Source organism: Paenibacillus sp. Y301 (assembly GCF_059445505.1).
This window is the reverse complement of the sequence record NZ_JCAIUL010000004.1, coordinates 28,082-41,621: the sequence shown is the minus strand read 5'-3', so window position 1 is coordinate 41,621 and position 13,540 is coordinate 28,082. Positions and strand designations below refer to the sequence as shown.

Here is a 13,540-nt window from a genome sequence, read left to right as displayed (position 1 = left end):
AAGTCTCCTTGAGTTGCACCTATCGCGCTACCTCCGAACCCTTTTTGGCTACAAAAGGCTCTTTCGATGAGTGGCTCACCGAGCGGTATTGCTTCTACTCGACTAATGCCAAAGGCAATGCTCTACGTTGCGACATTTTACACCGGCCTTGGCCTCTGCAACGCGCAGAAGCCGAAATCCGTACAAACACGATTCTATCAGCCCAAGGCATTATCGTAGAGCAGGTGCCGCCAGTGCTTCACTATTCACAAGGCGTCGACGTGCGAGTCTGGCCGCTACTTCGAGTGTAAATCTATCTTACTTTTGACGAAGACTGAATTTCCATATTCTCAGAGAAAACAAGGCTAGTAATAAAAACAGGAGTGAACGGGTCTTAACCGTTTCACTCCTGTTAAGTTTACCTGAACATCTATTACAGATGTAACAACTATAAATTTTTCTAGTTTAGTATTGAGGACTCTTTAGTTTTGTACAAAACAGAGATAGAGCTTGATGAAAGCCTTTGGTTCTGTAAGATTGTTTACTTAAGTTCCCCACTATCCAATTCCATAGCTTTGTCTCCAGTAAAAGTTATAGTGAAAATATGTGCCATCATTGAAGTCGTAATTAACAGCAAACATAGCAGAGACCACATTGTAAGTGCCTTCTGGCAGTTGAGTTATTTCAGTTGTATCATTAGCATTGAAGGCATTAGATGGATCGGTGATTGAATTTATATTCTGTATGAATAAAATAGTGAACTCTTCTTTTCTAAATTCAGTATGTACTTTGTCAGCAATACCTTGTAGCATTTTATAATGGATTGTTCATCATCTGATGCAAAATCTAAGACTTTCTGGGCTTCCTTAAGATCTGAAAGAGTTACAATAACTGCATAATCTGAGTCATTATTGTTACTTCCAAGATAAGCATCAACAGTCTTCCCTTCATAATTAATGTCTGGGAACCACTTATTTAATAGTATTCACTAGCCTCCGTGGTATATCCATTCCCCGTAGTGGCTTCTGGTATTACATTCAATGATACAGTCGTTGGTCCAATTATTATTTCAATCTCCGGCACCTTGATCTGAATCGAGTTCCCTTGGATATTTACGCTACCGCCAATAGTTTAACTTACGAATTGATGAACAACATAATTGGCTTATGAAGTGTCAGGAACTTTGTACTAAAAAAAGGCACTCTCTTCAAGAGTACCTCTACAATAATATTCATAGCAGTTCACTTCAACTTTGACTTAACGGGAAGAAGAAGATCCAATTGCACAACTTTATCCATTTCTTCATTACTTAAATGGTATTGATTAATGTAATTTAAATGTTCATCCAAGGACCCATGCATGCAATCGGCATCGCCCCAGTTTGGGGTGACCCATCTCTCGTACCCATGATTAGACCCATCAAGTTGAACCCCATTCGGATGATGAAATCCATAATGACGCAAATCAGGCTTTATACTTGCGAGGTTCGTCTGAATCATGAATTGTTGAAGCTGTAGCGAAAAACGGCTAGTGCTACTCAAGACTCTTCCTTTTGCAAGACTCTCTGGATTTCTTTCTCACTAATCGTCTGCAGTTCCATAGCTCCTCCTTTCAAGACCAGCATAGAGTGCGACACGACGTCAAAGTCAACTGGTTTCTTAACACATTTTTTACTGCTGATTTCGTGAACCTTTTATATAAATAGGTGATCCACAGACTGTTATTTCAACCTTCAATAAATTGCAAAGCACACTTGGTATGATAATCGGAGATATCCCTTGCCGTTTGTTGATCTGGATAACCTCTATGAATTAGTTTTAAACCAGCCGAGATTAATGAAAGATGATGATGATATTGATAAAATAACTTCCTGTTAAAATCGAGTTTATCATTCTTCAGATACCGGTAGAAATCCCCAAAACGGAACTCTAAAAAACTGTGTTCGTGCTCAATATCAAAGAACTCGGCTCCTTCAATATCAATTAAATAGGGTTCCAGAAGATCAGTAACCAATACATGATTAGGACCTAGTTCCCCGTGTATGAATCCATAACGACTTCTAGGTTCTATTCTTGATTCAAGTTCATACAACATCTCAAGCAGCTTGCTTTGATTTGTTCTAATATCGTTGATATGCTCACAGGCATAAGATAACTGCAGTTTTGCATTTTCAAATTGTATAAGATGACATTGCCGTGTATTATTCTCATTGTGAACTGGCTTCCCGTATACTTCTCTTTCGTTAGCATGCATGCCAGTAATCAGTTCCCCCAGCTGTTCAAATACTTTATCTGTAACCCGTGAATCGGAATGTTTAAAATAGAATTCAGCATTTTGGCCCGCTACATACTCAACGAGAGCATATCAAAAGTGTAACGATTCCTTTCCTTATTCAAATCATAAAGAGCAGGAGTTCGAATGGAATGTTCGATTAAATACTTGTTGTTTAATTCAAATAAATCACTGCCGAAGGATTGTGCATTCACGTCGTTATTGGAAATTTCCTCTTGAAAATAATTCATAGTTAGGTCCCACACATACAAAACGCAGGAAAATCCATTAGTACAATCCACCTTATAGACTACCTTTTGTGCACCACCATGCATTTTCGTAACATTTGCGACTAAATAACTTGTACCGAAGACTTTCTCTATATACTCCTGTAGACTAGCAGGATCAAGGTGACAATAAAATTTCAAGGAACAACACTCCATTTCTTCTTTTATTGCCGGCAACCCAACTGTATTATAATTCCATAAAAAAATATAGACTGTTTCTTTAGGTTCTGTTATGATGTCGAATAAGGTCTTGAAAAAAATAGTCATACAAAACAGCCTTTGGAGTCATTCCAAAGGCTGTTTTTTTATATGAATTACATCTCAATTAAGTTACATTCAAATCTCTTGGATATCAGATTGGTAGTTATACGTTACTAAATTACTTGCTTGTTTTCAAGCCACCATAAACTAGGCACTTCTCCAACTTTATTAAAGCCTAATTTTGCGGCTAAGAGATTAGAGGCATAATTACCTGAATCTGTAAACTAAGTTCTCTAAGTAGTAATCTTTTGGTTTCTATAATAGGATAATCAATCATATACATTTATTCCTTTCTCGCTAAATACAAATCGATAGTATCATAAACATATAATACATCTCCAAAACGTAAAATCGCTTCTCTAATCTCGTTCTCAAATAATACTCTTGTCGTTGATGGCATTGCTCTATGATCTGAATATGTATTTAATAAGGCAATATAGTCAGACGAAGAGAATGTTCTTGTTAAATGATATAATTTGAACACAATTTCTCTAAATCCATATGCCTGTATTGTTTTTTTTAGACATTCATATCTTTTCGTATCATGCTCCATAATTTTGGAGTTAGACGGTTTATACTTTTGATATATGCTTTGAATATTCTGATGTAATTCATCATTATCTCGTGATACAAATGGACGGTTCCAGAATAATGCTAGTGTTCCATTGGTTTTTAATAATTTGGAGACTTTAGTATACCCAGCTTCTTCTGGAATCCAATGAAATGCAGTAGCAGAATAAATTAATTCAATACTGCCTTCTGGACAATCATATTCTTCAAATGCAGTATTGCATACTGTGAAGTTTTTATATTCTTGAAATTTCAATTCAGAATATTCTGCAAGGTCTTTTCCTAATTCAATTGCCGTTAATTTACAGCCTGTTTCCAAAAAGGGCCTTGTCGCCTGACCTGTTCCAATACCAATTTCAATTGCTTTTTTGCCTTGCTCAATTTGAGAATACGCAATAATATCTTTGAATAATTCATCGCAGTACGTCGGTCTCCATTTTTCGTAATTCTCTATATCCTCATTAAATGTTAATCGTTTATCCATCATAATCTTCATCCTTCCAAAAATCGTTTCTACACAGCCGTTAGTTATAATATCAATATGTTTTTATATCGAGCAACAGGGCGTTTCGACTGAATAACTTACAGCGTTAATTATTAATAGCATTAGGGTGAGCGTTGCGTAGATATGGTGTTATAAGATGTTATCGCCGTCTTCGACCATTGTTTCTTATATTTCTGAATCTGTCAGTCCATCTTTTTTCATTTTCATTATTCTTAATTCTTGCAAAACTAATGAAGTCGAAACTCCAACAATAGCAGAAAGAAAGAGAATTGAAAAAATTATTGCATAGTAATAAGAAAATTCAGGATTTCCACTATTAAATAATCCCCCACTAAAAGATACAATGACAAAACCAAGAATATAAACACCTATACCAATTATTAATGATTTGAACAAACTGTTCCCCCCCTATAATCAGTTGTGTATATTGTTTTATTAAGTTTTGCGCCAATTTATTATAACGTTTGCACATTATTCCTGATGTCATTATTTCTTTATCTTTTCACGTTCGTTTAGTAATGACTGTCTCTTGCCATCACAATTTTAATACATCGTTACTTCGATAATCTGTACCCAAATCTTCTAGTAATTAATTTATACCTATCCATAAGTTTTCACAAAGCTGATAAAGCTCTTCCTTATCAGATAGTTCACCGCTTATAACCTTTTTTTGCTAATTCAGAGTATCCCTTTGGCTTAATTGGTATAACTATGGACTCCTCGTTGGTGTCATGTAAATAAACACCTCCTAATGAAGCATGGCATATCTCAACATTACTCAGGTTTGAATCACCCAATATAGAGTCACTCATATTTGTGTTTGTTATATGAGTATTTGATAAATTAACGTTTTGCAACCTTACATTCCCCATATTAGCATTTGAAAAACACGCATTATTTAGATTAACATCGTAATAATCAGTATCCTGCAAATTGCACCCTCTAAAATTTTGTTCAGAAAAATCTATACTTGTACTAAATTTACTCTGATCATTATCAACACAGTTAGTTTCTTTACGATTAAATCTTTCATATTTATCTTCGCCAACCAACTTATACCCATTTTTTTCATAAAAGTAATGATTCCTTGGACTTTTTTGTGTTGTGTCCAATGTCCATATTTTTATTTCTGGATTGAATTCTTCGATTAGCTGAAGAACGTCAGAACCTATTTCCACTTAGAAGTCTCATCCTCTTCTACCTTGATCATTAAATCTCTTATTTGATCAGCATCTTCTTCAGTTACTACATTTAGCCTGGTTGAATTGTTTACTTTCAGTCTCCCATGCGGCTTGTGTTGCATTTAAATCTACTAGAATCTCATGAAGAGGAATAAACCAGATGTTATCTGCATGTATGAATTACTTCCATGACTTCTTCTTAGCAAGGATGTGTGTATCGCCCTTTTTATAACTTTAGCAGTTGGGTTATAAGCAATCAATGAGAGATAGCTATATCATGACATTTCAAATTTAACAAAATAAAGAGGAACATCAGAATTTGCAGCTCCACTGATGTTCCTCTTTACGCTATATAAGAGCTTTGAGCCTTAGCCTTGCGGCTGCAGTTTGACCGGTTTTCCAATTCGGGCCGACTCATAAGCGGCAAGCCCTACACGAGCGGACAGATAACCATCCTCGCCCGAAACGAGAACCGGCTTCCCTTCAATAATACTATCTACAAAACTGTTAACCAGCCCGGTATCCATATCGTCTCCCCAATAGCTCCAGTTGGCTGTTTGATCTGCATCACTGTACAGATCATTTTTCTGTGCAAAGGCATCAATAAAGAGTGTCCCCTTGGTCCCAATGATCTCAAGTGTCACGTCGCCCCATGTCGGGAAACTGCGGGAACGGGACCAGCTCGGATCGAGCACGGCAAACACACCGTTCGCGAACTTCACATGCACCATGCCTGCGTCATCGATATCCGTGTCATGAAACAACGTCTCGACGTGGGCGTATACTTCCTCAACTACACTACCCGTAAACCAGTGCATCAGGTCCATTACATGGACCGTATGATCAAGGACCGCGCCACCACCGGACTGCTCCTTGTTAAGGAACCATCCTCCGGGCATCGTCCCGCGATTCGTACCCTTCATGGCTACAATATCTCCGAGTTGACCGTCATCGATCGCCTGTTTCGCCTGGCGGACCGATTGCAGGAAACGGCATGGGAAAGCTGTCATCAGCTGAACCCCTTGAGACCTGCACACCTGGATCATATCTAGCATTTCCTCTTCGGATAATCCTAGCGGCTTCTCGCAGAGCACATGTTTGCCTGCTTCGGCTGCCTTGCGGGTAAGCTCCGCATGCCTGACGTTTTCCGAGCAGATCACAACCGCATCGACGTCCTCCGCAAGCAGCATATTATAATCTGCATAGTATGGAATCCCTAGCTCTGTGGTGAATGGAGCAACACGTTCGGCATTCTCATCAGCGATACCGATCACTTCCACGTCACTTCTCTGGAGCATAGCATGCAGATAACTAGCGGCATGCATATGGGCAAAGCTAATAAACCCTACTTTAATCTTTCTCATGACGAAATCCCTCCCATGTAGACGGGTAGCCCTGTCCGAGCCGAACGCTCGCAAGCTAGAGCGATTTCAACAGCCCGGCAGGCGTCAGCCACACTGACAATTGGCTCGTTACCCTCACGAATGCATTCAATAAAATGTTTCACTTCATTGTAATAAGCGTCATGCAGCATTGGACTGGACGGTACCTGCACGGCATCTTGTTGCACGTTGACGCCGGACAATACCTTCAGGTCAAGTGATTGCACCTGGTTGCTGTCAAAGCGGATGATACCCTCGTTGCCGGATATTTCAAACTGTGTAGTGAACGGTCCCGGGTATCCCCAGAAGCCGGTTAGGTTGGCAATGGCTCCGCTACTAAATTTCAGGGTCACCTGGGCGTATTCCATTTCTGATAGAGTTGGCTTCGTAACAGAAGCATACACGGACTCCAAGTCTCCAAACACCCAGCAGGCAAAATCGATGTCATGAATCATCAGATCCATAATAACCCCGCCGCTCTTGGCACGGTCATGGTACCAAAGATCCACCCCTTGCGGATACGAACTGAAACGCTTGAATTGCGCCATTTTGGCCTCGCCAATTTTACCCGACCGTACCTGATCCATCGCATTCCGGTAATTCGGAAAGAAGCGAACAACGTGGCCGATAAACAGCCGGACGCCTTGCTTGCTGCAAGCAGCTTCCATTTCTATGGCATCCTCCAGTGTAAGTGCTGCAGGCTTTTCGCAAATCACATGCAGCCCACGCTGCGCGAGGTTCAGTACAAATGTTTTGTGTAGGTACGTCGGTAAGCACACGACCACCGTCTCCGGCTGCTCCTTCTCCAGCATCTCCTCCCAATCCGTATACGAAGCGGCGCCACTTGCTGCTGCAGCCTGATCGGCACGCTCTTGAATCAAGTCTACAACTCCGGATACCTGAACTTCTGGCATTTCCCCCAAGTTATGAGCATAAGTCATGCCCATGGCTCCGCAACCGATAATAGCTATATTCATAGAAATCCCTCCATTATCTTTCTTTTTATGTCTGTAATACACAGCGAATGGCCTTATTTACGACCGGTGAAACATGTGCTGGATGGCGTAGGTGTTGTTTTGGCGGAATACTCCGGGAGACATCCCCATATGCTTGCGGAACACCTTGCCAAAATAATTAGCGTTAGAGAAACCAGATTTTCGTGCAACCTCCTCCAAATTACAATCAGTAGACACCATAAGCTTAACGGCATGGGCAAGCCGAACCTCCGTCAAGTGACGTACGGGCGTAATGCCCAGCCTCCGTTCATATTCCCGACTGAAATGAAATTTGGACTGGCCTGCCACGTCTGCCATTTCCTTCAGGCCGATTGGCTCCATATAGTTCTGCTCTATGAACTGTTTGCACTGCTCAATCTTCATGGATACGGGCAGGACATGATTTCTTGATACATGTCTCGTCAATTCCATCAGCCATAGATAAGCTAGCGCCGAGTTTTCATAAGCGTCCTGAATTTTGTTATGAATGGCTTTATCGTAAATGTCCCATGCTAGCTCTACCACGGGAGAAGAATCATGCAGCTCGAATACCGGACCCGACAAGGCCATGGCCTGTCTGAGGAAAGGCAGCGCCTCCTTGGACAATTCCACATACAGTACTTCCCACTCTGGGGATGACGGCGGCAGTCGGTAGCAATGGTCGCCCGGAATATCAACAATAAACACATCCCCTTGCTTCAGTGAATACTTGACCCCCTGTATTTCGATTTCCCCACTGCCGCTAACCGTATATTGAAACAGGCAGTGCTCGTCCGTTCTTCTTTGCCCGTCCCATTTATAGTTCTCGGAGCTAATGTTCTCCCACCCGATTCCCTGCAGCATGAGCATCGGCAAAGGGGTAACAAATTGAAATACGACGGATGTTCGCAACTCTGATGTCAGCAAGATTTTACCCTCCATGATATGTTATTTACTCTTGAACCAGACGGTTAATGTGCCTATCCTTATTCATGTAATGGTTATTAAAGATTAGGAGGCGCAACTATGAACATTCAATTCGATGAACAACGTCAGACCTTTCATCTGCAAGGGCCAGGTACCAGCTATATTATACAGGTGCTACGTCACGGCTATCTCGCTCATCTATATTGGGGCAAAAAAATTAGCACCTACCGCCAAAGCAATCCGGTTCTCTTTACAGACCGCGGATTCTCCCCAAGCGTAGATCCTGCAGACCGGGCTTTCTCGCTTGACGCACTGCCTCATGAGTATCCGGCATACGGCAACGGCGATTTCAGAACACCTGCCTACCAGGTGGAACTTGGGAATGGCTCTGCCATTTCTGATTTCCGCTATAAGAGCCACCGCATCTTTCAAGGTAAGCCCGCATTAGAGGGCCTACCCTCGACCTACACGGAGCAGGATGAGGAAGCGATGACGCTTGAAATTATGCTTGAAGATCCTATCATCGGCCTATCCGCCACGCTTTTCTACACCGTATTCCGTGACTTTGATGTTATTACACGCTCCGTGCGTTTTCATAATGCAGGAAATGAGCCGGTGAAACTTCTGCGCGCACTCAGCGCAAGCATAGACTTCCGTGACAGCGAGTTTGACCTGATGACGCTTTACGGTTCCCATATTAATGAACGGAATATATCCACACGTCCGCTCGTTCCAGGGCAACAAGGAGTCGAAAGCCGCCGAGGCGCGAGTAGCGCGCAGCAGCATCCATATATGGCCCTCCTCCGTAAAGGAGCGGATGAAGATCATGGGGATGTATATGGATTCAGTCTTGTGTACAGCGGCAACTTCACAGCACAAGTTGAAGTAGATCAGTTCCAGACCAGCCGTGCATCTATCGGGATCAATCCATTCGGATTCTCCTGGCTGCTTGAGCCGGGTGAACAATTCCAGACCCCGGAAGCGGTCTTAGCCTACTCTTCCTTCGGCCTTGGTGAAATGTCTCTGACTTACAACAAGCTATACCGAACCCGTCTTTGCCGCGGCAATTACCGTGATCGAGAACGCCCGATTCTGATCAACAACTGGGAAGCCACTTACTTTGATTTTAACGCTGATAAAATCGAGCAGATCGCTAAAACAGGCAGCGAGCTAGGGATCGAACTGTTTGTTCTTGATGATGGCTGGTTCGGCAAGAGAGATGACGACAACACATCACTTGGTGATTGGACCGTTGACACCCGCAAGCTTCCTAACGGGCTGAAGGATCTTGCCGAGCGCGTGAACAGCATGGGCATGAAATTTGGTCTCTGGTTTGAGCCTGAAATGGTATCCGAGAACAGCGACTTGTTCCGCCAGCATCCGGATTGGTGTCTGCATGTACCGAATCGCCCTTTCACAACAAGTCGCAATCAACTTGTGCTGGATCTGTCACGTGAGGATGTGTGCGATTATATCATTCAATCCGTCACGGATATTCTCGCAAGCGCGCCGATCAGTTACGTGAAATGGGATATGAACCGCCATATGACCGAAATCGGCTCAGCCGTTCTTCCTCCGGAAAGACAGCGTGAAACCGCCCATCGATATATGCTGGGGCTATACCGTGTGATGGAAGAAATCACATCCAGATTCCCAGATACTCTATTCGAAAGTTGCTCCGGCGGCGGTGGCCGCTTTGACCCAGGCATGCTTTATTACATGCCGCAAACCTGGACAAGCGACAACACGGATGCCGTTTGCCGTCTGAAGATCCAGTACGGAACAAGCCTTCTCTATCCCGTCAGCTCGATGGGAGCGCACGTATCTACCGTTCCAAACCATCAGGTAGAGCGTATAACGTCCCTCGATATTCGCGGTCATGTAGCCATGTCTGGGAACCTCGGCTATGAGCTGGACCTGACCAAGCTGACTGAGGCTGAAAAAGAGATCGTACGGAAACAAGTAGCTGACTATAAACTGATCCGGCCGTTGATCCAATTCGGTGATTTCTACCGTATCCTCAATCCATTTGAGCGGAATGATGCGGCATGGATGTTCGTTGCACCAGATAAGTCCGAAGCGATCCTGGGATACTTCCGTATCCTCTCCCAGCCAAATGATGCATTCCACAATATTAGATGCAAGGGTCTTGACCCAGATTCCCTTTATAAGCACGAAGAGACCGGCGCTGTATTCGGAGGCGATGAGCTGATGAACGTTGGACTCAGCCTACCGCAGTTAAGAGGCGATTTCGCCAGCCTGTTCTGGAAGTTCTCAAAAGTCGAAAACTGAGTTAAGCCCATTTGTCCATTGGCAAAAGGTTAATGAACGCCCGCACCTTATTAGGGATGCGGGCGTTCTTACTTTTTGAAAAATAAGAAAGTATAAAGTTGCTTTAGTTTTTGTTGTTGTAAATTTTGATGATATGATCCGCGTACTTCAGATCGAACATCATCCGCTCCTTCACCTGAGCATTTACGGAGGAATCCTTACTCAACTTGTTCATAAGCTGTTCTAAATCTCCACCGAGCTTAGCTACTCTCTTGTCGATTGTCTTATTTTCGTTCAATTTGTTGATTAGCACCTTTAGGTCTTTTTTATAACTCTTGGCATCCGTCATTCCTTTATTCGGCACATAAATCTCATCCATTTTCCGATCCATTTCCATCAAGATGGTCTTCACAGACAGTCCAAGATTACTGAATGGAACGATGGCTTTATTCCGGTAAATCCCCTGCTTAAGCGGCACGTTATATTGATTACCGAAGTAAGACAGGAATTCGAAGTATGCACTGCCTGATGTTCCTATTTTCTGTGTCTCATTGGCCTGTTCGACGAGCACCGGCAGAGGTACATTGGCCTGTGGTCCGAGCCCCATTGTCACATAAGAGAGGTCACCAGCAAGCTTCAGTGTCTCTTCCGCATCATAGACAACCGCTTGGGCATCTAACTTATAGGACATTGGGAATACATTGTCCAGATAACCTTTTTGCAGCCACAGCCCTGCTTCCTGCAGCTTGTAATACGGATTACTGTAGAAATCGGAATAAACCGCTGCGCTGATCGACAGCTTCGGTGAAACCTCTTTCAATTGCGGTACAAGCTCTTCAACAAATCCCGTAATGATATCCATGCGGAACTGCTGCCATTCCGGCCACAGCTTATCACCTGGATACAAATCCACCGGATCTATGTCTGTTTTAAATGTCTTCATAAACTGCTCACGGGTATAAGCGTCATAACCATAATCGATTTCCGTCCCGTAGTTATCCGGATACCGGATGTAATCCAGATGTAGCCCGGCAACCGGATATCTAGTCACTAGATCAACATAGAGGTCAGTAATGAATTTCCGGACTTCCGGCAGTGCAGGATTCAGCCAGTAAAAAGTATGACCGTCTACTTCCCAATAGTCGGCTCCATCGCGCCGGATCATCGACCATTCCGGTTTTTGCTCCATTTTGTTTCCTTCAAGAAATGCATTTTCCACCCATACATGTATCTCGAGACCGAATTCATCAGCTACATCCATATACGATTGAAGGACGTCAAAGCCTTTGTACATCGGATTGTGAGGCGCAAGCGGATTGTCCGACGGGTAAATCGTGTATCCATCCCACCAAGTTTCCACATACACCTGGTTCAGGTTTGCGTCCGCAATAAGCTTCAGATGCTGACGAACTTCTTCCATATTCGTCTCTAATGGGCGAATCCAGATCGCACGATGGTCGACCTTGCGAGACTCCATATTCAAGTTAATGACCTCATCCATCAGGCTATCGAGCGCTGCTGATTTCAAAGTCATCTGATCATATGCCTGCTGCTCAATCAGCTTGGCAATCTCTCCGCGAATGGTCTTGGCCTCAGCAATTTTCTGTTCGATCTTTGCATAAGGAACATCCATAAACATATCCTTCGACTTCTGCAGCAGTGCTATCGAAGTCTTGATACGGTAATCAGCCCGATCCAGAGAGGATTGCGGTGTCAGCATAATCACCATTTCTTTAGTGGTGTGGTTCATACTTACGGTCGCACTTAGCTTAGCGTAGTTCTTGAGCCAGTCTGCCTTCACGCCGTGTCCAGACAGGACATATCCTCTGTCCGGAATCGGAGAGTTGTTACCTCCAACGGATATGACTCTATGATTCTCATCAACGACGACCTCATAACCCCAGGCGTTGGTACCTGTCGTTTCTTTTCCATAATCGCTGGTATATGCAATTAGCTGGTCACCCCCGCGGAATCCGTCGAACGGCTTGTTGTTAGCTGAATCCCAGCCTCCTGGATTATCTTCCTCCGTCTTCGGATCCATAGCATCATAAGCAATACGACTCGCTAGATGTGTCTCCTCATGTACGATAATCTCCACAGGGTCACCTGTTTTGATCTCTCCGCTCGCAATCTTCGCATACAGATCATTGTAATATGAAGATCCAGCTTGCACAGATAATACATGGCCTTGGCTTGGAATGCGGGAATTGTTATACGTTGTACCATCCGGCTTGGCCATGCCAGTAATGATGCCGTTCTCAATGATAAGCTCGAGTCCCCATTGATTCGTATTGGTCGAGGATCCATAACCGGTATCATACAGCACGACATCATTCTCATCACGATATGCATTAATTTTGTTAATCGCTATTTCGTCATCCTTCACAACGGCAGACCGGTTAATCTGTTCCGAGATCGTAATCCCATTCAGTGTCAGCGCATCCCCCGTCGTAATCGCTTCCATCTCTTCCTTGGCAGTACCGGAAGCCGATATCACAACATTATGCATAGGGATATAGGTCCCTTTGGAACCGTTCGTATTTTTCTCCAGTACGATTCCTCCCGAAACAATGAATTCGACGACCGTATCGAGCTCAAACGGTGCTGTAAATGGATCGCTATAATCCCCAGTATACACGGTAATCCCGTTTTCGCCACGTACGGCGTTCACAGCGTCAACTGCAAGTTTAGTGCCGTCAGGCAGTGTAATGGACGGACTTGTTTCCCCTTCCTGGGCCTGAGCTTTCTCAGTAGAGACAGACATGAGCGAAAAAATTAGGGCACAACACATAAGCGCTGAATACCATTTTCTAAAATTCATCAACACACCTCCGGATTAAGTTCTACTATTGATTTTTCCGTGCCAACAAATGCGGATATGTAACGAAATGTATAATAGTAAACGCTCTACGATCACCTCCTTAACGGCACC

Annotated in this window: 11 protein-coding genes and 1 pseudogene; 2 read left to right on the top strand and 10 right to left on the bottom strand. The window is 43.4% G+C overall.

Annotated elements, in window-relative coordinates; genetic code table 11:
* Positions 1-8 precede the first annotated feature (8 nt).
* Positions 9-290, top strand: a complete 282-nt coding sequence (locus AC1D69_RS08615; RefSeq protein ID WP_495455741.1) for a DUF2071 domain-containing protein — start codon at positions 9-11, stop codon at positions 288-290.
* A 246-nt stretch (positions 291-536) separates the two neighbouring features.
* Here AC1D69_RS08615 and AC1D69_RS08610 read toward each other — a convergent pair whose 3' ends face one another.
* The 9 genes and pseudogenes from AC1D69_RS08610 to AC1D69_RS08570 all read right to left on the bottom strand — a co-directional run bounded on the left by AC1D69_RS08610 (position 537) and on the right by AC1D69_RS08570 (position 8,337).
* Positions 537-791 (bottom strand): hypothetical protein, encoded by a 255-nt coding sequence (locus tag AC1D69_RS08610; RefSeq protein WP_495455740.1) that lies wholly within the window; start codon positions 789-791, stop codon positions 537-539.
* A 429-nt stretch (positions 792-1,220) separates the two neighbouring features.
* Entirely contained in the window at positions 1,221-1,520 is a 300-nt protein-coding gene (locus AC1D69_RS08605; RefSeq protein WP_495455739.1) for a hypothetical protein, read from the bottom strand.
* A gap of 184 nt (positions 1,521-1,704) precedes the next feature.
* Positions 1,705-2,633 (bottom strand): annotated as a pseudogene (locus AC1D69_RS08600) (phosphotransferase).
* A gap of 448 nt (positions 2,634-3,081) precedes the next feature.
* Positions 3,082-3,855, bottom strand: coding sequence for a class I SAM-dependent methyltransferase (locus tag AC1D69_RS08595; protein WP_495455738.1), 774 nt, complete (start codon positions 3,853-3,855; stop codon positions 3,082-3,084).
* 183 nt (positions 3,856-4,038) lie between these two features.
* Positions 4,039-4,269, bottom strand: coding sequence for a hypothetical protein (locus AC1D69_RS08590; RefSeq protein ID WP_495455737.1), 231 nt, complete (start codon positions 4,267-4,269; stop codon positions 4,039-4,041).
* 254 nt (positions 4,270-4,523) lie between these two features.
* Positions 4,524-5,051 carry a pentapeptide repeat-containing protein gene (locus AC1D69_RS08585; RefSeq protein WP_495455736.1) on the bottom strand — a complete coding sequence of 176 codons (528 nt, stop codon included), beginning with the start codon at positions 5,049-5,051 and terminating at the stop codon, positions 4,524-4,526.
* A gap of 371 nt (positions 5,052-5,422) precedes the next feature.
* Entirely contained in the window at positions 5,423-6,418 is a 996-nt protein-coding gene (locus AC1D69_RS08580) for a Gfo/Idh/MocA family protein (protein WP_495455735.1), read from the bottom strand.
* A complete protein-coding gene (locus tag AC1D69_RS08575; protein ID WP_495455734.1) occupies positions 6,415-7,413 on the bottom strand; it encodes a Gfo/Idh/MocA family protein in 999 nt (332 codons plus the stop codon). Before AC1D69_RS08575 ends, AC1D69_RS08580 begins: the two co-directional genes overlap by 4 nt.
* 57 nt (positions 7,414-7,470) lie before the next feature.
* The gene (locus tag AC1D69_RS08570; protein WP_495455733.1) at positions 7,471-8,337 is read right to left on the bottom strand and encodes a helix-turn-helix domain-containing protein; all 867 of its coding nucleotides are present in this window, start codon (positions 8,335-8,337) and stop codon (positions 7,471-7,473) included.
* Between the two features lie 99 nt (positions 8,338-8,436).
* On the opposite strand from AC1D69_RS08570, the gene AC1D69_RS08565 reads away from it, so the two are divergent.
* Complete coding sequence (locus tag AC1D69_RS08565) at positions 8,437-10,629, top strand: alpha-galactosidase (RefSeq protein ID WP_495455732.1); 2,193 nt, start codon at positions 8,437-8,439, stop codon at positions 10,627-10,629.
* Between the two features lie 103 nt (positions 10,630-10,732).
* Here the strand turns inward: AC1D69_RS08565 and AC1D69_RS08560 are convergent, their stop codons facing one another.
* On the bottom strand, positions 10,733-13,429 hold the full coding sequence (locus tag AC1D69_RS08560) for a glycoside hydrolase family 10-like protein (protein ID WP_495455731.1): 2,697 nt from the start codon (positions 13,427-13,429) through the stop codon (positions 10,733-10,735).
* Between the last annotated feature and the right edge of the window lie 111 nt (positions 13,430-13,540).

Coding starts and splice junctions, on each gene's coding strand:
- AC1D69_RS08610 (WP_495455740.1), bottom strand. CDS start 791: ATGCTACAAGGTATTGCTGACAAAGTACATACTGAATTTAGAAAAGAA.
- AC1D69_RS08595 (WP_495455738.1), bottom strand. CDS start 3,855: ATGATGGATAAACGATTAACATTTAATGAGGATATAGAGAATTACGAA.
- AC1D69_RS08580 (WP_495455735.1), bottom strand. CDS start 6,418: ATGAGAAAGATTAAAGTAGGGTTTATTAGCTTTGCCCATATGCATGCC.
- AC1D69_RS08575 (WP_495455734.1), bottom strand. CDS start 7,413: ATGAATATAGCTATTATCGGTTGCGGAGCCATGGGCATGACTTATGCT.
- AC1D69_RS08565 (WP_495455732.1), top strand. CDS start 8,437: ATGAACATTCAATTCGATGAACAACGTCAGACCTTTCATCTGCAAGGG.
- AC1D69_RS08560 (WP_495455731.1), bottom strand. CDS start 13,429: ATGAATTTTAGAAAATGGTATTCAGCGCTTATGTGTTGTGCCCTAATT.